The following is a 21,531-nucleotide window of genomic DNA, read 5'->3' as shown; positions in this document are numbered from 1 at the left end:
CAATCTCTGCTTTCCTTATTTTCCCATTACAAGTTGTGTAATGCGTTGAATACAGAATGAAATTTCATCTGTTGCTTCATCTTGCTTTGTTTCAGATGAATTAAATTGTTCATTATTGACTGAATTTTCTTCTAAATTAATAGAGTCTACCATTTCTTGGCAACCCACAACATATGTTTCAAAAGCTTTTTCTAATTTTTTATGAATGCCCATAACTTTGATAGGTGCTTTCAAGCCTTTAATTTCAGCTAAGAGTCCTCGATATTTGTCAGTTCCACTTAAAAATAGTTCTTGAGTTTCTTTTAATTGTTCGCCAGTTAAATTAGCTACTTTATCTGAATCAATGGCTGTTCTAATTGTTTCGTATGACGGATTCATTAATTCTCCGATTTCCTCAGATGTTGTAACGATGTCATTTATTTTTTGAATATAGTAGCCTAAATTTGGTTTTTTCAAAATATATCCCTCTTTCTTAAATTACTCTCTTCTTCATTTTAACTTGTTTCAATGAAAAATTAAAGCTTTCTTTAACAAAAAAATAAGAATAAACCATTAGACTTGTGTCAGTTTATATGCTTCTTCAATCAAATCAAATTCATTGTTAATACTTGATAAAATATTGTAGTCATCTTTAATTAAAATACCTTTAGATTCAAAGTAATTAAACATTGAGCAGAAATACTTTCTTTCTGGAGAATCCTTAAAGAAAACACGGTCTAAATTAAGTTCGATTTTCTCCCCATCTCTAAGATGAATAATTAATAAAAAAGATTCTCTATTATAATACATTTGTCTTGGTCGATATGCCACCGTTGTTCCCAAACCAGTATTACCCTCATTATTAAAATAAATCTCCATCTTTTCAATTTCATGGTAATCAATATGTTTACTCTTTCTTATGCCAAACATTCCTAAAAAGGCTCTAATTAACACGGGCACATATCGATTCTTTTTAAAATATTCTATGCCCGTTTTACTAATTGTAAAATAGGTATAGTAGCGTTTAAAATTAATATAGCCAGTAGCTTGAATAAAAAAAATGTAAACAACCCCTGCAAAAACGGCTATTTGGGATTCTCTAGAGATGAAAACATCTTTTAAATTAGTAACAATCATTAAAAAGGGGAGCAACATCCACACAATAAATATAAATTTTGATTTCAAACGATCGAATTCAAAAGGTAGTGGAAAATTTTGCTTTTCTAGAATTAATTCATCTAATGATAAATCAAGTAATTCACTCAATCTAACTAAATTTTCAACACTAGGTAAAGCATCTCCTCGCTCCCATTTAGAAATTGATTGCCGTGAGATATTCATTTTACTAGCTAGTTCTTCTTGACTAAATTGATTCAGTTTACGGTATTTTTTTATATTAGATGAGATTACCATTTCTACCAACTCCTTTTATTACCATAATTCTAGCATTTATTAAAAAAAATGTAACGAACCATTTAGTTGCAACCTTGATTTAACAAGCTTTCATAAAAAAAGGACTGTGACATATAAGTACGTCACAGTCTCTTTTTTACAAACTAAACGGTGTCACAGAAGTAACTTCTTCGGAAATAAGCCGAACACTTCTGTCACAACCTCTTTCCCTATTTATTTATAGCTTTTCTTTGAAAAATTTTAACAATTTCCACAATTGGAATAATCGCAATTGATGCTCCAAAGACAACTGCCCATTGATGTAAATCTAAATGTGCTACTTTGAAGATATCATTAAAACCTGGAATGACGATAGTCACTGCAAGCAAAGTAAATGATAATAAAATCGCATAATTAAAGGTTTTATTTTTAAACAATCCAACTTTAAAAATTGATTCATGAACTGATTTAACATTAAATGCATGGAATAACTGAATTAGACCTAATGTTGCATAAGACATTGTTAGAGCATCTGCATGTATCGCCTCATAGCCTGTATGAACAGGATAACTAATAGCTAACAGATAAACACCTAATGTAATTCCGGCTTCTAAAATCCCTTGATAAATAATACTAGGTAAAACGCCCCCTGAAAATAAATCAGAATTTCTTCCACGAGGTTTAAGTTTCATAATTCCAGCTTCAACTGGTTCTAAACCTAAAGCAATAGCTGGAAATGTATCAGTTACGACATTAATCCATAACAAGTGAACTGGAAGCAAAGTATCCCAGCCAATCATTGTTGCAATAAATAAAGTTAAGACTTCACCTAAATTAGCGGCTAATAAATATTGAACTGTTTTTTGGATATTAGAGAAAACTTTACGTCCTTCTTCAACAGCAATGATAATAGTTGAAAAATTATCATCTGCTAAGACCATATCACTAGCACCTTTCGATACTTCTGTTCCTGTAATTCCCATCCCAATTCCGATATCAGCTGTTTTAAGAGCAGGCGCATCATTCACGCCATCTCCCGTCATAGCTACTACTTTACCATCTTTTTGCCATGCTTTAACGATTCTTACTTTATGTTCAGGTGACACACGAGCATAAACTGAATATTGTTCAATACTACTTGCTAACTCTTCATCACTCATCTCGTTTAATTCGCCACCTGTAATGACGGCTTCATGTTGACCTACACTGATAATACCTAGACGAACCGCAATAGCTTCTGCTGTATCACGGTGGTCCCCTGTAATCATAACAGGTCTAATACCAGCCTCTTTAGCTACTTTAACTGCCTCAGCTGCTTCTTTTCTTTCTGGATCAATCATTCCAATTAATCCAGAGAAAATCAATTCACGTTCAACTGCATCTGATTCTAAACTTTCTGGAATCGTTTCAGAAATCTGATAAGCCATTGCCAAGACACGTAATGCTTGTTTGGCCATGTTTGTGTTATTACTTAGAATAAGCTCCTGTTGTTCTTTATTCATTGGTTTAATATCACCATTCACATCAAAAAATGAACAACGTTTTAATAACTCATCTGGTGCTCCTTTGACCGCAATTAAAAATTTACCATTTTCTAATTTATGAACAGTTGTCATTAATTTACGATCTGAATCAAATGGGATTTCTGCTACACGCGGTTCTTTAGCCAATGCTTCCGCTACTTTAAAACCACGTTTCATACCAAATTTAACTAGAGCAGTTTCAGTTGGATCACCAATTAAGGTTTGATCATCTGAAATTTTTGTATCATTACAATAAGTCATAATTTTTAACGTTTGATTATCTAATGGTAATTCTTGATCTACTTCAATTGTTTCATTATTAGAAAAAACTTCCTCAACGGTCATTTGATTTAATGTCAGTGTTCCTGTTTTATCTGAACAGATAATGTCTGTGCTTCCTAGTGTTTCAACAGCTGGTAACTTACGAACCAAGGCATTTCTTTTAGCCATTTTTTGTGTACCTAAAGCTAATATAATGGTTACGATGGCTGGTAATCCTTCTGGAATAGCCGCAACTGCTAAAGAAACAGAAGTTAACAACATCTCAATCCAAGTATGTCCCCCACGCCACATACCAATCCCAAACATAATGACACAAATACCTAAAATAACAATTGAAAGAGTTTTACCTAATTTATTTAGATTTTCTTTTAAAGGTGTATTCGTTTCGTCTGCTTGAGCGAGCATATTAGCAATTTTACCCACTTCAGTGTTCATTCCAGTACCAACAATCACACCTACTCCACGGCCATACGTCACGTTACTATTCATGTACCCCATATTAAGTCGATCACCAATACCAATATCCACCTTATCTAAAACAGTAATATTTTTTTCAACTGGCACGGATTCACCTGTTAAGGCAGCTTCCTCTATCTTTAATGAAGCTGCTTCAATTAATCTCATGTCAGCAGGTATCACATCCCCTGCTTCGAGTAGGACAATATCTCCAGGTACTAGCTCATTACTTTTGATAACTTTTGTTGTTCCATCACGTCTTACATTCGCATTAGGTGTTGACATGTCTTTCAATGCTTCTATCGCTTCTTCTGCCTTTGCTTCTTGAATAACCCCAAAGACAGCCATTATCATGACCACCACAATAATCATAATAGCTTCTACTTTATCCCCCATCATAAATGAGACGAGAGCTGCTGCTATTAGAACAATAATCATGAAGTCTTTAAATTGATCGGCAAACTTACTTAACCAACTTTTCTTTTTACCTTCATTTAACTGATTGTAACCATAACTCTCTAATCGTTGATTGACTTCTGATGTTGATAATCCCTCTGTTGAGGTTTCAACTTTTTTTAAGACATTCTCAACCTCTTCAGTATAAAAAGGTATTTCAAGTTGTTTTTTATTTTCTTCTGACATGTCGCTTCCTCCTTAATTTTCACTCTTAAAATTGATTTAAAAAGAGACTTAGGTATGCCTTAACATCCATAAGTCTCATCATTTAAGGTATTACCTAAAATTTTCATTTAATAGTAGAGCTGTCACTCAGTATTCTTCACTGTATTAATTATATCACGCTCTGATTTTCATAACAATTTTTTTCATTAATTCCGCTTCATTTTCCACTCGTTTTCATTCACTTCTTGTTCCATTCCTTGAATAAAGCGTTGTTTAATAAGTGGATAATCTAACGAAAGTTTATTAATCATTTTTTTTATTTCTTCTCGCTTTGTTTTTTTATCAACAGGACACGGATTGAAGATAACCGGTATCTCCTTATTTTTTACAAAACGAATAATCTCTTTTTCCTCAAGATAAATCATCGGTCTAATCAAAGAAATATCTGTCTTACTTAGATAAGACATCGGTTCAAAACTTTCCATTCGCCCATGAAACAAAAAATTCATAAAATAAGTTTCAATCGCATCATCTAAATGATGTCCTAAAGCAACTTTTTGACAACCTAATTCTTTGGCTCTTGTATAAAGATAACCTCGTCTCATTTTCGCACATAGTGAGCATGGATTCTTCTCTTCTCTAATGTCAAACACAACCTTAGCAATATCAGTGTCGACAATATCGAGTTCATACCCATATGAAGTTACAAACTCTTTCATTGGTGTAATGTCCATATCAAAACCCATATCTAAACAAATTGGTACTACTTCAAATGAAAAGCCTAAGCGTTCTTGTTTTGAAAGTGTGTCTAAAAAAATAAATAAACTCGTACTATCTTTTCCGCCACTCATCCCAACTGCTACTTTTTCGCCTGGCTTGATTAGCTCATAATTACCGATAGCTTTCATCACAGGATTATAATAAAGCTGATTTTCTTTCTTTTTAAAAGTCATGGTCATCCTCTTTACTCTTTATCAATCTAAAATAAATCTAGACTGTATTTTTCACCTGACACAATATCATATTGAACTAGTTGATAACTGTCAAAAATCACTTGTTCTTCAGGTGATAATTTCATTTCTTTTTCCCATTTATTCTCATAGAAATACATTTCATTTTCAAAAGCTGGTAAAATATCATGGACCTCTCTGAGCAACTCATAAAAACCGGTTATTTCAACCCCCTCTGTTTGTCCAATCATGGCTGGAAAATAGAAAGGACTGATTGATTGTCTAGCGCTTGGACCATTATCTTTCGTATCATAAATAAAATATTCTGTTAAATGCGTATCAATGACGTCATTATTCTTCAATGTTTCATCTGAATAAATTGCCGGTAAGTGATCTCCCCAAAAAACAAGTGTTGTTGGTCGATCTAATTTCTCTAACTTCTCTATAAATACTTTCAACGCATCAGCAGTATAAGCGATGTCCTGGGCGTAATTTTGAATATTAACAGCGTCTATCATATCCTTTATTTGATAATCAGAAGAGGAATACTTATTAGTATAGGGCATGTGCGTTTGCATCGTCACAAGATGAACAAATTGTGGCTCACTCGGATTATCTAATATCTCCAACACTTCGTTAAAAGCTGATTCATCAGAAATAAAACCACCTTTAGATAATTTTTCTTTATACTTCATTGTTTTTTCATCTAAGAATTTATCAAAACCAAATGTTTGATAAACATCTTTTCTTTTATACATTGACGTATTATATGGATGAATAGCTGTTGTTTGATAATTTTGTTGTTTTAATGTTGAAACAACAGATGGAAATTGCTTTTCTTTTGGGAGCATCATTGTATAGGGTGTCGTCATTTGTGGGTTTAATAAAGCCATCGAAAAACCTGTTAAAGCTTCAAATTCTATATTGGCCGTTCCCCCACCGTAATTTTGAGATAACATTTGTCCAGACATTGAGGCATCTGACGCAACTTCATGGTATTTTTTTAATGGGTCTGGTATCACTTCAATCCCAGTTAAACGTGAAGGATCTGAAAAACTTTCAGACATCACATAAATAATATTTGGCTGCTCTTTTTTTATATTTTTTTGATTTATTTTTTTGGCTTTTTCATTATATTCTCTAACGATTTTGTCCATTTCTTTATGAGAATAATTATCTGGTTTTTCCATTCCCTCTACCTTTAGATTAAACAAAAAACCACCCATAAAGCCTGTATTATAATAATTCATTTTTTGACTATAAGGAATCCAAAGTGCCGTTCGATCATAAGCTTTCTTCAATAAATTATTTGGTCGATTAAAATTACTGACATAGACTAAAAATAAAGAAGTCACAAGAAGTGTTATCACTCTTATTTTTTGATTTCTCAAAGATAATTTAAATGATTTTTTAAAGGAAAAACCAAACCATAACAAAATCAGAAAAATAATGACTACAAACAAAAGGAAAATTGGTAGACCTAAAATATCGCTTAACATGCTCCACTCAAAAAGCATTTTTAAATCATCCGGGTAGATAGGCTCCATTCGGTATGACAGTTTCATATTATTAGCTATTCCTAAAAAAATAATCGACACACTATAAAATATATTACCAACTTTAAAAGAACCTGCTAACGAAACTAATAATAAATTCAAGGCAAATAATACCAATGTGCCTAAAAAGAATTTTTCCGTATGCCAAGAAAATACAAATTTAGTTGCTAACTTAAAAGACCATTCATTTTGAGCTAATTGTAAATAGTAATTACTAACAAATGTAATAATAAAACTAATAAAACCACCAAACCAAGGTGTTTTAATCCAAAACATAATTTTTTCTTTTTTTACCATTCTATAAACAATTCCTTACTTCCAGAATGTATCATTTTTAGTAATTGGTAAATGACGTTTATGCTCTGTCTTTAAGAACCAACTTTCAATGATTTTTGCATCTTTATCTGTTACTTTTTTTCCTTCTAAATAATCATCAATAGCATCATAAGTGACACCTAGAGCTACTTCATCTGCGACCATTGGTTTATTTTCTTCTAAATCAGCTGTTGGTATTTTTAAATATAGCGCTTCATCTGCTTCTAAAAAAGCTAATAATTGTTTTCCTTGGCGTTTTGTTAAACCAGACAAGGGCAATAAATCAGCTGCTCCGTCTCCAAATTTTGTATAAAAACCGGTAATGTTTTCAGCTGCGTGATCTGTTCCTAATACAGCTCCCTTAAATTCACCAGCTATCGCATATTGGGTCATCATACGTGATCTTGCTTTGAGATTTCCCTTATTAAAATCACTGATTTCTAGATTAGAATTAATTTTAAACTCTGAAACTAAAGCATCTACAGAAGGTTTAATATTCACAGTGAATACTTTATCTGCTTGGATAAAATCTAATGCTTTTTGGGCATCTGCTTCGTCGGTTTGTTCTCCATAAGGTAAACGAACTGCTATAAATTGATATTTTGTGTTACCAGTTTCTTCTATAATTTCATTGATAGCTAATTGAGCTACTCTGCCTGCTAAAGTCGAATCTTGACCGCCACTAATACCTAAAACCAATGATTCAATAAATGGGTATTTTTTAAGATATGATTTAATAAAATCGATTCTTTCTCTTATCTCAAGTTCAGCATTAATACTGGGTTTTGATTTTAATTCACTAATTATTTTTTTTTGTAGTTCTCTCATATCCTCACTCCTCATAATAAGCTACATTATAACATACTGGTTTTGAGCATCGGTTTAATTTTTTCTTTAAATTGATTAAAAGTATTTTCATTTAAATTAAAATTGAATTACCTCAAAAAAGACTCCTCACCCATTGGATAAGAAGTCTTAAAACGTATGTTTTGTTTTGAACGTGCAAGATTACTCTGCAGCGTTTTCGTCTTTGAGATTGTACTTTTTGTTGAAACGATCCACACGGCCGTCTGCTTGTGTAAATTTTTGACGTCCTGTATAGAATGGATGTGAATCCGATGTAATTTCGACACGGATTACTGGGTATGTATTACCATCTTCCCACTCGATAGTTTCTTCTGAATGTTTTGTAGATCCAGATAAGAATTTAAAACCTGTTTGTGAGTCCATGTATACTACTGGATGGTATTCTGGGTGAATTCCTTGTTTCATGTTTTTTCTCTCCTTTGCCCTGAACCATGTGCTGGAACAGAGTTATTATACAACGATATCATTCTAACATGTTACTTTTAGTTTAGCAATTATTTTTTTGAAAAAGACACATCTTTAAATGTCTCATAAAATTGTGTATTAGAGTCTGTTTTTTTCAACATTGTCAGGAACTGATTCGTAAATTCAATCGAATCACCTTTCATATGACGACGGACTTTCCAAATCTCTTCTAAGTAGTTAGGTGCGATTAACAGCTCTTCTTTTCTTGTTCCAGAGCGTTTAATGTTAATTGCCGGGAAGACACGTCTTTCAGATAATTCTCGTGAAAGATGTAGCTCCATGTTACCTGTTCCTTTAAATTCTTCAAAAATAACATCATCCATACGACTACCTGTATCAACCAATGCGGTGGCTAAAATAGTTAAGCTACCACCTTCTTCAATATTTCTTGCTGAACCGAAAAAACGTTTTGGTTTATAGAAGGCTGCAGGATCAATCCCACCACTTAACGTTCGTCCACTTGGTGGAATAACTAAGTTATAGGCTCTTGCTAATTTTGTGATACTATCCATTAAGATGACCACATCACGTTTATCCTCTACTAAACGAAGGGCACGTTCAAGAACCAACTCCACTACTTTAGTATGGTTTTCTGGTTTTTGATCAAAAGTAGAAGAAACAACTTCTCCTTTAACGCTTCGTTCAATATCGGTTACCTCTTCTGGTCTTTCATCAATTAAGAGAACAATTAACTCAACCTCTGGATAATTTTTACTAATCCCATTCGCAATTTCTTTAATGACACTTGTTTTACCTGCTTTTGGCGGGGCTACAATTAACCCACGTTGACCAAATCCAACAGGCGCAAAGATATCAATCATACGTGTGGCTAATCTTGTTTTATGTGTTTCTAATTTTATTTGTTTTTCTGGATACAAAGCTGTTAATGCTGGAAAATGTGGACGTTCTTTCGCTTCTTCTGGATTCTTCCCGTTAACAGTTTCCACATGCATTAAACCATAATAGCGCTCTGATTCTTTTGGTGGACGGGCTTTACCAGCCACTTTATCGCCATTTCTCAAACCAAAACGTCTAATTTGAGACGTAGAAATGTAAATATCTTCTTTACTAGATGTATAGTTAATGGGTCTTAAGAAACCATAACCATCCTGAGAAACAATGTCTAAGACACCTTCCATCATAAAGAAACCTTGTTTTTCTGCTTGCGCACGAATAACAGCTAAAGATAATTCCTTTTTATTCATTTGACTGTAATAAGGAATTTTATATTCTTTGGCATAAGCGTAAATATCTTTTAAGGTTTTATTTTCTAATTCACCCATTGTTAAATAATCGCGCATTTAGGTTTACTCCTCTTCCATCCAAATTTCCGCACCAAGATTTGTTAATTTACCGATAATATCATCGTATCCACGTAAAATATTTTCAACATTGGAAATTTTGGTTATCCCCTCTGCCATGATTCCAGCAGTTACAAGACATGCTCCAGCTCTTAAATCACTTGCCGCGACTTCCGCTCCGTGTAAGTGAAGCTCTTCGTTACCATTAATTACAATCATACTACCTTCAATACTTGCATCAGCGCCCATACGAACTAATTCCGGAATGTGATTCACTCGTTGTTCATAAATCGTATCAGTCACAATACTTGTTCCTTTTGTCAGCATTAATAATGGTGTGATTGGCTGTTGTAAATCGGTTGCAAAACCTGGGTAAGGTACCGTTGTAATATTAACAGCTTTTAAATTAGATGACGGATGGACTGTTATTTGATCTTCTTCAATCGTCATCTTAACACCCATCTCTTTAAGTTTTGCGATAAAACTCTCTAGATGTTCATGAATCACATTTTGAACTTTAACACCTTCACCATAAGCACCTGCTAAAGCCAAATATGTTCCTGCTTCGATACGATCAGGAATAATAGAGTGACGACAACCGTGTAATTCTTCTACACCATCAATTCTGATTTCATCAGTACCAGCACCACGAATGGATGCACCCATATTATTTAAGAGTGTGGCAACATCAATAATTTCAGGTTCTTTTGCTGCATTTTCAATCACAGTACGTCCCTTAGCTTTTACAGCGGCTAACATAATGTTGATTGTCGCACCTATAGAAACTGTATCTAAATAGATTCTAGTACCTGTTAAACCTTCATCCGCTTTAAGATAAGTAGCACCATTTTCTGTTGTAACAGTTGCACCTAATGATTCAAACCCTTTGATGTGTAAATCAATTGGTCTTGGTCCTAAGTAACAGCCACCAGGTAAACCAACCACACCTTCGTTAAACTTACCAAGTAATGCTCCCATAAAATAATAAGAAGCTCTTAAACTTTGGATTTTTCCACTAGGCATTGGTGTTGATTTCATATTAGTTGGATCAATTTTCATTCGATTATTTTCAAAAGTAACACTAACACCCATTATTTCTAAAATTTCTTTCAATGAATAGACATCTTGGATATCCGGAACACCTTCAAGAATTACAGGAGAATCTGCTAGAATTGCTGCTGGTATTAGAGCAACTGCACTATTTTTAGCTCCACTTATTTTTACTTCACCTTTAAGTTTTTTTCCACCATTAATTACTAATTTTTTCATTATATTTTAATATCCTCACTTTACTCTTTAAAAAAGCTGCTTGTTTACAAGCAGCTAGAATATCATCTATTTTGTTGACCATCTGTATTTTACCATAAAACAGCAAGTAAAAAAAGATTTAGATAGATTCAGTGTAAAGAAAAAGAGGCTGACAAATTTTGTCAGCCTCTTTAAAAATTTAATTATGCTTTTCCGTTTGAACCAAACCATTCAATACGTTGTTTAACTAATTCAGTAACAGCTGTAAATCCTGGTGCTAATAATTTACGAGGGTCAAAGCCTTTTCCTTCAAGGTCTTTTCCTTCTTCGATATATTTACGAGTTGCTGCTGCGAACACTTCTTGACATTCAGTGTTAACATTTATTTTAGAAACGCCTAAAGAGATAGCTTTTTGTACTTGTTCTAAAGGAATACCAGAACCACCATGTAATACTAATGGTTTACCATCAGTTACGTCAGCGATTGCTGCTAATGTTTCAAAACTTAATCCTGTCCAGTTTTCTGGGTAAGAACCGTGGATGTTACCAATTCCTGCTGCTAAGAAATCAATACCTGTATCAGACATTGCTTTACATTCAGCTGGATCTGCTAATTCACCAGAACCGATGATTCCGTCTTCTTCTCCACCAATGCTTCCAACTTCACATTCAACAGAAACGCCTGCTGCGTGAGCTTTAGCTACAACATCTTTTGCTTTTTCTAAGTTTTCGTCAAATGGTAAATGAGAACCATCAAACATAACTGAAGTGTATCCAATTTCGATACATTTTAAAGCATCTTCGTATTCACCATGATCTAAATGTAAAGCTACTGGTACAGTAATGCCCATTGAATCGATTAAATCTTTAACGATATCGTAACACATTTGGTAGCCACCCATATATTTAGCTGCTCCCATTGATGTTTGGATCATAACTGGAGAATTTGCTTCTTGAGCACCTTGTAAAATTGCTTTTGTCCACTCTAAATTATTTGTATTGAAAGCGCCAACTGCATATTTACCTTCTCTAGCTTGTTTTAACATTTCTGCTGCTGATACTAATGCCATAATTAACTTCCTCCTAATTTTGGATAACAATTTTTGTTAAGTTTTACTTAACTAACACCGTAATTTTAACAGAATTCAATATATTTTGCTAGTCAAATCACAAATTTCTATGTCTTTTTCTGAAAACTATCTAAAGTTTCACATGAAAATTAATATAAACCAATTGGATTATCATTTGTATCAATATAAATATTTTTAGATTGCGAATAACTATCTAAAATTGCTTTATGTGTTTCACGTCCGATTCCTGATTTTTTATAACCACCAAATGGACTGCCAGCTGGAATTTGATTATAGGTATTAACCCAAACACGTCCTGTTTCAATACCGCGGCTCACTTTTAGGGCTTTATTAATATCAGTCGTCCAAACGCCTCCCCCTAGGCCATAGTCAGATTCATTGGCTAATTCAATTACTTCCTCCATTGTTTTAAACTTAATGACAACTGCTACTGGACCAAAAATTTCCTCTCTGGCAATAGCCATATCATTAGTGACATTCGTTAATAAAGTTGGTTTCATATAGCAGCCATTTTCTAACTCTCCAAGAAGTTTTTCTCCACCAGTTAGAACAGTCGCACCTTCTTTAGTTCCCTGTTCAATCGCAGTAAGGATTTTATTAACTTGGCTTTCATTTACTTGAGCGCCCATTTGTGTGTCTGCTTCCCAAGGATTTCCAACATTTACTGCCTCAAATTTTGTTTTCAAAGCTGAGACAAACTCATCATAAATTCCTTCTTGAACAAAAATTCTTGATCCTGCACAGCAAACTTGCCCTTGATTGAATAAAATCCCAAGTTGCGCTCCTTCAATTGCCTTCTCAAACGGCATATCATCAAAGAAGATATTAGCAGATTTCCCACCTAATTCTAAAGTTGCTGGAATTAAACGATCTGCAGCAGCTCTAGCAACACGATAACCTACTTCTGTTGAACCAGTGAACGCTAATTTGTTGAATCCTTCATGATGAAGCATATACTCACCTGATTTAGAGCCCTTTCCAGTAATGACATTAATGACACCATCTGGAAGAAGTGGTCCAATTAATTTCACCATCTCAAGTAAACTTAAAGAAGTGGATGATGAAGGATGAATCACAATTGTGTTTCCCGCAGCAAGAGCTGGGGCAATCTTCCAAGCAGCCATTAAAATAGGGAAATTCCAAGGAATAATTTGTCCTACTACACCAATTGGTTCTCTAATAACTAAACTTAGAGTATTTTCATCAAACGCTGTGGCACTTCCTTCTTCACTTCTGATAACTCCTGCAAAATATCTAAAATGGTCAGCACTCAAGGGAACATCAACAGTTGATGTTTCTCTAATTGGTTTTCCATTATCCATTGTTTCAACCATTGCTAGATGTTCTAAATTAGCATCAATCACATCTGCAATCTTTAGTAATAAGTTACTTCTATCAACCAACGACCACTTTTTCCAGTCTACTAATGCCTTTTGAGCGGCAAGTACTGCACTATCTACATCAGCATCCACAGCATCTACAAAGCTTGCTAACTCTTTACCATTAGTTGGAGAAGTACTAACCATTCTTTGGCTGCCTTGTCCATTGGTCCATTTACCATCTATAAATAATTTGTAGTTCTCTTCTAGATTTAAATCAATCATAAAATCAATCTCCTTCTATTTTTAATAATTGGTATAGTTGTTATTGTAAGCGTTTAACTTTAAAAATACAAGTGTTTTTGTGAAATAAAAAAATAATAGCGTGAGATATAAGCCCAAAAACTTGTATCTCACGCTATTATTTGCAAACAAGCGATAACATAAATCTAGATTTTTTATAACCTCTTTAATTTTCTGTACTTTCAATTTCTTTCCCTAAAAAATAAGAAATGGCTGTCCTTATAACAACTATTCCAGCTAGTATTAAGATATCTTCAAAGGAAGGATTTAAAATAGTTTCAATAATGTCTGAAGCAATCAATACTTCTAAACTAAGTAAGATATACGAACCTAAATATATTTTCACAGAGTTATTCTTTTTTGATGTCACCAAACGATCTTCTTGTTTAAATTCATTCCTAAAAAAATCAATCATTGCTTTTACTACACCAAATAAAAGAATCACTACCGAAAAAGTATTTAAGATCAAAATAATATAATGAACGATTGTAGTTAGCATAATCAAACTCCTTTTTAATTTTAAATAAAATAAAAAAGGCTGATCCAAATATCAGCCTCTTTCTTGTTTATACGAATATTCTTCAATAGACAGAGGAGAAAAAGCCTGCTCTAACTTTTGTAGTCCGAGTTCAAATGGTAGCTCCAGTTACTTAGAGCCAAGTACCATTCTCACCACTCTATTTTATTCGTGAGTTTCTTCTTCATCTTCTTCATAAAGATCATCTTCTAAATCATCTTCATCAACAATGGTTAATCCTTCAACGCCGTTATCTTCTTCTTCTACATCATTATCGGCACCAATTTCAGACAAATCAGTTGTATACTCTTTAATTTCTTTTGTCTCATCTTCTTCTTCGTCGTACAACTCTTCTTCATCTTCATCGTGGATGTCTGAATCTTCTGGATCATCATCATTGTAATCAATCGCATCTTCATCTGCACCCATAAAGGCATTAACTTTTTTACGTTTTTTACGTCTTACTGTACCATCTTCGTCATCATCGATACCTGTTACTTCTTCATCAACAGAATCGATTGGATACCATGAACGTAATCCCCAACGATTATCTCCAAGAGAAATAAAACTACCATCAATATTTAAGTCAGTATAAAATTGAGGTAATATATCTCTAATTTCACTATCAGCTTTTTCTAAATAGTTTTGAATTTGATTAACTAAATCAGAAAAATCCATAATATCTCCACGTTCAGCTAAAATAGCATGAGCTGCTTCAATCATAGATATTTCATTTTTATCGACACCTTCGAAAGTTTTAAATTCCAACTGGCACACGTCCTTTCACAGTCTACTCTTTATAATACAATAAGTTACTTTTCAATGCAATTCAAATCTTCATTTTTCATCATTAAGCTGTAAAATTTAATTCTAAATGATATACACCTATTTTTTCTTCTCCGCCAAACAGATCATAATCAATTTGAACGCTACCTGAAAAAGGTTGGTCCTTTAGACTAACACGTAAATTAGTGGTGAATGTTTTTATCCACATGACGCCAAAAGGAGTTTGATAATGCGTTTCGTTTGGTTTTTGGTAATCAAATTTTAGTTTCATTCGAACTTCTCCAGCTCTAATCAATTGAACACTACCGTCTGGCATAATTTTCATTGTTACTGGAACTGGTGAATCAACACCTTCCATCACTTCGTTATAACGAATATATAAAACTTCCCCAATTCTGACAACTTGTCCTTTTTCTTCTATAAAAAATTCTCTTGTTTCATTTTCTTGAAAGACTTCTGTTTTGACTTGAATCATAACTGGGACTGATTTTCTTTCTTCCATATTTCCACCTACACTTCTCTTTATTATCGGCTTCCATTTTCCTTGGTATCACATAATTTGTCAAATATTCAACTCAACTCTTTTTACTTATTTCTTTAGTCAATCTCATGTATAATAGGACTAAATCTATTTTTAGGAGTTTTTTAATGATAACAAAAGAAGCAATCTTACTAGATCAAAAAATATTATCTCACAACAAAAGTTTACTACCTTTTATATATACTGATTTATTAGCTGAATATGCTGGTGATAACAAAATAATTTGTTTTCATTTTTGGAGTATGACCAATCAAGTTATTTTAGGCATGAAAGACACACGTGTCACCTTTTTAGCAGAAGGTGTTCAATCTATAAGGGAAAATGCCTATCAAGTCGTTGTTCGCAATTCTGGCGGATTAGCTGTTGTGGCTGATCAAGGTATTCTTAATTTTTCAATCGTTCTTCCACAACCAGACAGCAAATATAATTTTTCCATTGACCAAGGTTATGAATTAATGAAACACATTATTGAAGAAGCTCTCGCAGATTTTGATATTTCCATTGATGCTTTTGAAGTTTCAGATTCTTATTGCCCTGGGGATTTTGATTTAAGTATACATGGAAAGAAATTTGCTGGTATTTCTCAAAGACGAATAAAAAATGGTATTGGAATTATGATTTATTTAAGTGTTTGCGGAAATCAGGCTAAACGTGGAGAAATAGTTAGAGAGTTTTATCAAAAAAGTTTAGGCAATCAATTTGGAACAGAAGGATTTCCACCTGTTAATCCTAATTCTATGTCAAATTTATCTGAGTTATTAAAGACGGATTTTACCGTTGAACAAATCAAAGAGAGAATAAATGATGTATTAACTGCACAGTATCATTTTTCGGATGACAACGAGGTACTTCTTCAGACATTTCTAAACTCTGATGACTTTTCAGTAAAATTTGAAAAACAAAATGAACGAATGAAGCAAAGAAACCAAGTGATTGATTGGAGTGAAGATAATTGAAAGATCCCTTAAAAAAATTGGTTCCTGAAAAAGTATTTAGAGATCCCATCCATAAATATATTCATATAGAGGATCAATTAATTCTTGATTTAATTAACTCTAAAGAATTTCAACGCTTAAGACGGATTAAACAATTAGGAACAACCTCTTTTACTTTTCATGCTGCAGAGCATTCTCGCTTTGGTCATTCACTAGGTGTCTACGAATTAACTCGTCGAATTTGTAATTATTTTAATCGTAATTATTCTTTCCAAACTGATCCTGTTAATGGTTGGGATGATAGTGAACGACTAGTAACTTTGTGTGCTGCTCTTTTACATGATCTTGGTCATGGTCCTTACTCTCATACCTTTGAAGGAATATTTAAAACAGATCATGAAGCCTTTACGATTGATATTATTACTTCTACTGATACTGAAATTAATCAAATTTTAAAACAAGTATCCCCTGATTTTCCTGACAAAGTTGCTAGTGTTATTAGTAAAGAATATCCTAATCAACAAGTGGTTCAACTTATCTCAAGTCAAATTGATGCAGATAGAATGGATTACTTACTTAGAGATGCTTATTATACTGGAACTGAATATGGTACGTTTGACTTAACCAGGATTTTACGAGTGATCAGACCTTACAAAAACGGGATTGCCTTTCAATCGAATGGGATGCATGCAGTAGAAGATTATATTGTTAGTCGCTATCAAATGTACATGCAAATTTATTTTCATCCAGTTTCAAGAGCCATGGAAGTAATCTTAGATCATTTATTAAACAGAGGAAAAGTTCTCTACGCGATTGATAGTAGTTTTTTTGAAAGCCACTCGCCATTGCTAATTCCTTTTTTAAAAAATGAGTATACTTTATCAGACTACTTAAAATTAGATGATGGTGTTTTAAATACAGCTTTTCTATCTTGGATGGACCATTCTGATACAACATTAAGTGATTTAGCGAAGCGATTCTTACATCGTCATCCGTTAAAATCCGTGACTTTTAATGACGTAACAAAAACTAAAATTCCAGAATTAATTGAGTTAATTGAAGAAGTTGGTTTTGACGCTACCAATTATACAGCCATTAATTCTAGCTATGATCTGCCTTACGATTTCTATCATCCTGCAGAAAATAAACATCGCACACAAATTGAACTAATGGAAGCTGATGGTAGTTTAATGGAGCTATCTAAAGTAAGTGATCTTGTCGCAGCCCTTGCCGGTCAGACAAAAGGAGATCGTCGCTTTTATTTTCCAAAAGAAATGCTTGCAACAACATCTGATCAATCCTATACTTTATTTGAAGAACAAATCCTTTTATTCAACCAAATGATTCATAACGGAGCAATAAAAGAAAACTAACTTGAAGGAGTGTTTTATTCTTGGGAATTAAACTTGTTACCATCGATATTGATGGCACACTATTAAATTCAGATCGTAAACTAACTACGGCTGTTAAAAATACCATTAACAAAGCAACAAAGGCTGGCGTAAATATCGTTCTTGCAACCGGTCGTCCAACTATGGGTGTTTTGCCACTTGTTAAAGAACTTGGTCTTGATAACGAACATGGCTTTGTTATTACTTATAATGGTGCTATGATCCAAAATGCTGGAACGGAAGACGTTTTAATTAAACATCCTGTGGCATTTGAAGACTATTTAGAATTTGAATTACTTTCTAGAAAATTGGGCGTTCATTTTCATGTTCAGGATTATGAAAGAATGTACACGGCTAACAAAGATATTAGTGAATATACTGTTCATGAATCTTTCTTAACTGGCATGCCAGTTACTTATCGTGAAGTTTCAGAAATGACTTCTGACATGAACATTATTAAAACAATGATGATTGATCACGAAGAGTTATTAGATGAAGCTATCACCAAAGTACCTACTGAATTAAAAGAAAGATTTGCGATGGTCAAAAGTGCACCTTTCTTCTATGAAATTTTAAATAAAAATGCCACAAAAGGCGAAGCTGTTAAAGAGCTATCTGAATTATTAAAAATTGAACCACATGAAGTTATGGCGATTGGGGACAATGAAAATGATTTATCAATGATTGAATTTGCTGGAACTGGTGTTGCTATGGGTAATGCCGTATCATCTGTTAAAGAAATTGCCAATAAAACAACTAAAACCAATGACGAAGATGGCGTTTCATATGCTATCGAAGAATGGGTACTCTAAATTAAGTTATTATAACTATACACCTAAAAAAGAACCGTTTCTATCAACAGTAGAAACAGTTCTTTTTGTTTTTATTTCTTGAAACTGATCACTTCTGAAACAGCCTAAAATTTATCACCATTGAAGATTGAATTTTTTACTACTACATAATCTACCTTACGGATAGCACCAATATCTTTACCACCTGCATACGAAATTGATGATTGTAAATCTTGTTGCATCTCATTAAGTGTCTCTTCTAAACTGCCACGGTGTTCGATTAGAATTTTTTTTCCTTCAACATTTTTATGTTCACCTTTTTGATATTCAGAAGCACTACCAAAGTACTCTTTAAATAATTTTCCGTCTTCTTCAATTGTTTGACCTGGAGATTCTTCATGGCCTGCAAATAACGAACCAATCATCACCATTGTAGCTCCAAAACGAATTGACTTAGCTATATCTCCGTGAGTTCTAATTCCTCCATCAGCAATTAAAGGTTTACGTGCGGCCTTACTACAACGTCTTAAAGCTGATAATTGCCAGCCGCCCGTACCAAAACCAGTTTTGATTTTAGTAATACATACTTTACCAGGACCAATCCCAACTTTTGTCGCATCTGCCCCAGCATTTTCTAATTCTCTAACCGCTTCTGGCGTTCCCACGTTTCCTGCAATAACAAAACTTTCAGGAATATATTCTTTTAAGTGTTTAATCATATTAATAACGGCATCCGAATGTCCATGAGCAATATCAATTGTTACATATTCAGGAATAATTTTTTCTGCAGCTAATTGTCTCACAAATTCATATTCATTCGGTTTCACCCCAACACTGATAGAAGCGAACAATCCTTTACTTTGCATATTTTTGATAAATGGAATTCGTCCATCTTCATCAAAACGATGCATAATGTAAAAATAGTCTCTTGATGCTAAAAATTCTGCAATACTCTCATCAATAATCGTTTGCATATTCGCAGGAACTACTGGCATTTTAAACTCTCTATTACCTAGTGTAACGGTTGTCTCACATTCTGAACGACTTTCCACGATACATTTATTCGGTACTAATTGAATATCTTCATAATCAAAAATTTTCATTTAACTTCCTCCTAAAAATAATACAAATCTATTGAGAGCAAAAAACGAATAGTATCATAACTTTCGTACTTTATATTTTGCATCCTATGACAATCTACCTTAAATGCAAAAAAAAAGCAAGACATATACAAAATATTCTTGCTTTCTTCTATGTTAATGTTCGGTTTTTAAAGATTTTGTCTTTTCATTACTGATAGTGAGAAGAAGGTCATCCCAATTGATATTAAGATCATCAATAGATTATTCATAATAGAAAGACCTAAATCACTAAAATTCATTGAAATCGGTATAAGTGATAACACACTTAACAAAATAGATTGGAGCATGTTAATCGCAAAATACACTAGAATAGTTAAATTTCTACCTTTCATCAAAATAGTTGCTGTTGAAATCACGATTAGTGTATTAATATATGAATTAACAAATGTAAAGGATAATCCTAGTATACTTGACTGATTTAAATTAAATGTTCTTAGTATATCTTCCAAAAGATTGTACATTCCCGTTGTTTGTGAGGCTTTAAATAGTACGATAAATCCCGGAATAAAGACTAATACAAAAGTTACACATAATGACCATAGTAAAGTTGCTCCAATTTTTGAGAAAAAAAGCCGATTTCTATTAACTCCAGATGCGACTAACATTGCCATCACATCATTTTTATAATCCATAGACATTAAATGAAAGGGGTATAAAAACATAAAAGCAAGATTAGCAAATATAGAAAGAGTTAGAAATAGCATAAATATTCCTAAAAAACGACTATCACTCTCATAAAGTTTTGATGCATGATCAATTAAATAAACTAAATAAATGGTTGAACAAATGTTTAAAATTGCAAGAATACCGGTCACGATTAAATATTTTTTATCTCTCATGTATTTAAATAATTCCATTTTAAAAATTAAATTAGCTGTCATCGTCTTCCTCCTTTAATTTAAGTTTCCTTCTAATATATTTACTTTTGAAAGTTCTATAATCTCTATTTCCTGATCTATGAGAGTTTTTTTAATATCAGACCATCTATCATCTTGGATGTTCAAACGAATAATACCATTTTCTCGAACTTGATAATAGTAATTATATTTCTCAAGAATAACTATAAAGGCTTCCTGATTAGTAGTTGAAATATCCCTCAACATTTTCTCAGACATTCCTACTAAATCAATTTTTTTCACTATCTGTCCTTTTTTAATCACATAGACTTCTTGACACAGCGACTCAATGTCGTTTTTTACATGACTAGATATTATTAAAGTCATCCCTTTTCTTGTCATTTGTTTCAAATAGAATTTAAACCATGTCACAGTTTCTGCATCAAGTCCTCTAAATGGCTCATCTAAAATTAGTACTTTCGGATCATGAAGTAGTGCAATTAATAGAATTAATTTTTTTACCATTCCATAAGAATAAGTTTTAACTTTACTATGTAAAAATTCAGCGATTTCTAATTCCATTGCTAATTTTTCAGCCTTTTTAGGATCAAAATTCCCTCTTAAACCTGAAAAATATTCAATATTAAACCAACCTGTGCGGTCTTTGTATACTGAAATACCATCTAATACAATCCCAACATTACTCAAGATACTATTATTTTGCTTAACTATCACATCATCAAAATAGATATTTCCTTCATAATCACCGATAATATTGGTAATACTTTTAAATAAAGTTGTCTTTCCCGCACCATTTGGACCAATTACACCGTAAGCTTTACCACTTTCAAAAATCATTTCATCAATATTAAGTACTTCTAATACACCATATTTTTTTTTAACATGATCAATTCTTATCTCCAT

The 21,531-nt window shown here is 33.0% G+C and carries 20 protein-coding genes; 3 read left to right on the top strand and 17 right to left on the bottom strand.

All coding sequences use genetic code 11. From position 1 onward, the window contains the following. Window positions 1-15: 15 nt before the first annotated feature. The 14 genes from FM121_RS10605 to FM121_RS10540 all read right to left on the bottom strand — a co-directional run bounded on the left by FM121_RS10605 (window position 16) and on the right by FM121_RS10540 (window position 15,473). Window positions 16-456: a hypothetical protein gene (locus FM121_RS10605; protein WP_086952138.1), complete on the bottom strand. Its 441-nt coding sequence runs from the start codon at window positions 454-456 to the stop codon at window positions 16-18. Window positions 457-552: 96 nt separating this feature from the next. Further along, on the bottom strand, window positions 553-1,392 hold the full coding sequence (locus FM121_RS10600) for a helix-turn-helix domain-containing protein (RefSeq protein WP_086952137.1): 840 nt from the start codon (window positions 1,390-1,392) through the stop codon (window positions 553-555). A gap of 209 nt (window positions 1,393-1,601) precedes the next feature. Next, on the bottom strand, window positions 1,602-4,274 hold the full coding sequence (locus FM121_RS10595; RefSeq protein WP_086952136.1) for a cation-translocating P-type ATPase: 2,673 nt from the start codon (window positions 4,272-4,274) through the stop codon (window positions 1,602-1,604). Window positions 4,275-4,459: 185 nt separating this feature from the next. Then, entirely contained in the window at window positions 4,460-5,206 is a 747-nt protein-coding gene (locus FM121_RS10590) for a tRNA 2-thiocytidine biosynthesis TtcA family protein (RefSeq protein ID WP_086952135.1), read from the bottom strand. A gap of 26 nt (window positions 5,207-5,232) precedes the next feature. After that, on the bottom strand, window positions 5,233-7,056 hold the full coding sequence (locus FM121_RS10585) for an LTA synthase family protein (protein ID WP_086952134.1): 1,824 nt from the start codon (window positions 7,054-7,056) through the stop codon (window positions 5,233-5,235). A gap of 15 nt (window positions 7,057-7,071) precedes the next feature. After that, window positions 7,072-7,902: an ammonia-dependent NAD(+) synthetase gene (gene nadE / locus FM121_RS10580; protein ID WP_086952133.1), complete on the bottom strand. Its 831-nt coding sequence runs from the start codon at window positions 7,900-7,902 to the stop codon at window positions 7,072-7,074. 180 nt (window positions 7,903-8,082) lie between these two features. Then, entirely contained in the window at window positions 8,083-8,346 is a 264-nt protein-coding gene (locus FM121_RS10575; protein ID WP_086952132.1) for a type B 50S ribosomal protein L31, read from the bottom strand. 89 nt (window positions 8,347-8,435) lie between these two features. Beyond that, entirely contained in the window at window positions 8,436-9,707 is a 1,272-nt protein-coding gene (rho, locus tag FM121_RS10570) for a transcription termination factor Rho (RefSeq protein ID WP_086952131.1), read from the bottom strand. Between the two features lie 6 nt (window positions 9,708-9,713). After that, on the bottom strand, window positions 9,714-10,976 hold the full coding sequence (locus tag FM121_RS10565) for a UDP-N-acetylglucosamine 1-carboxyvinyltransferase (RefSeq protein WP_086952130.1): 1,263 nt from the start codon (window positions 10,974-10,976) through the stop codon (window positions 9,714-9,716). Window positions 10,977-11,158: 182 nt separating this feature from the next. After that, window positions 11,159-12,025, bottom strand: coding sequence for a class II fructose-bisphosphate aldolase (locus FM121_RS10560; protein ID WP_086952129.1), 867 nt, complete (start codon window positions 12,023-12,025; stop codon window positions 11,159-11,161). 149 nt (window positions 12,026-12,174) lie between these two features. After that, on the bottom strand, window positions 12,175-13,650 hold the full coding sequence (locus FM121_RS10555; RefSeq protein ID WP_086952128.1) for an aldehyde dehydrogenase family protein: 1,476 nt from the start codon (window positions 13,648-13,650) through the stop codon (window positions 12,175-12,177). 184 nt (window positions 13,651-13,834) lie between these two features. Further along, window positions 13,835-14,167, bottom strand: coding sequence for a DUF1622 domain-containing protein (locus tag FM121_RS10550; protein WP_086952127.1), 333 nt, complete (start codon window positions 14,165-14,167; stop codon window positions 13,835-13,837). 183 nt (window positions 14,168-14,350) lie between these two features. Further along, window positions 14,351-14,953, bottom strand: a complete 603-nt coding sequence (gene rpoE / locus FM121_RS10545) for a DNA-directed RNA polymerase subunit delta (protein ID WP_086952126.1) — start codon at window positions 14,951-14,953, stop codon at window positions 14,351-14,353. Between the two features lie 82 nt (window positions 14,954-15,035). Beyond that, window positions 15,036-15,473, bottom strand: a complete 438-nt coding sequence (locus FM121_RS10540; protein ID WP_086952125.1) for a DUF1934 domain-containing protein — start codon at window positions 15,471-15,473, stop codon at window positions 15,036-15,038. Between the two features lie 146 nt (window positions 15,474-15,619). On the opposite strand from FM121_RS10540, the gene FM121_RS10535 reads away from it, so the two are divergent. From FM121_RS10535 to yidA, 3 genes are read left to right on the top strand one after another with little or no spacing between them, the layout of a single operon-like run. Then, complete coding sequence (locus FM121_RS10535; protein WP_179203856.1) at window positions 15,620-16,468, top strand: lipoate--protein ligase family protein; 849 nt, start codon at window positions 15,620-15,622, stop codon at window positions 16,466-16,468. Next, window positions 16,465-17,820: an HD domain-containing protein gene (locus FM121_RS10530; protein ID WP_086952123.1), complete on the top strand. Its 1,356-nt coding sequence runs from the start codon at window positions 16,465-16,467 to the stop codon at window positions 17,818-17,820. Before FM121_RS10535 ends, FM121_RS10530 begins: the two co-directional genes overlap by 4 nt. 20 nt (window positions 17,821-17,840) lie before the next feature. Further along, the gene (gene yidA, locus FM121_RS10525; RefSeq protein ID WP_086952122.1) at window positions 17,841-18,650 is read left to right on the top strand and encodes a sugar-phosphatase; all 810 of its coding nucleotides are present in this window, start codon (window positions 17,841-17,843) and stop codon (window positions 18,648-18,650) included. A 104-nt stretch (window positions 18,651-18,754) separates the two neighbouring features. On the opposite strand, the gene guaC is transcribed toward yidA, so the two are convergent. The 3 genes from guaC to FM121_RS10510 all read right to left on the bottom strand — a co-directional run bounded on the left by guaC (window position 18,755) and on the right by FM121_RS10510 (window position 21,531). Beyond that, entirely contained in the window at window positions 18,755-19,732 is a 978-nt protein-coding gene (gene guaC, locus FM121_RS10520) for a GMP reductase (RefSeq protein WP_086952121.1), read from the bottom strand. 167 nt (window positions 19,733-19,899) lie between these two features. Continuing rightward, entirely contained in the window at window positions 19,900-20,652 is a 753-nt protein-coding gene (locus FM121_RS10515) for a hypothetical protein (protein WP_086952120.1), read from the bottom strand. A 12-nt stretch (window positions 20,653-20,664) separates the two neighbouring features. Continuing rightward, window positions 20,665-21,531, bottom strand: coding sequence for an ATP-binding cassette domain-containing protein (locus FM121_RS10510; protein WP_086952119.1), 867 nt, complete (start codon window positions 21,529-21,531; stop codon window positions 20,665-20,667).

It is taken from the genome of Vagococcus fluvialis bH819 (assembly GCF_900163795.1).
Lineage (GTDB): Bacteria > Bacillota > Bacilli > Lactobacillales > Vagococcaceae > Vagococcus > Vagococcus fluvialis_A.
This window is presented reverse-complemented; position numbering and strand designations above follow the sequence as displayed.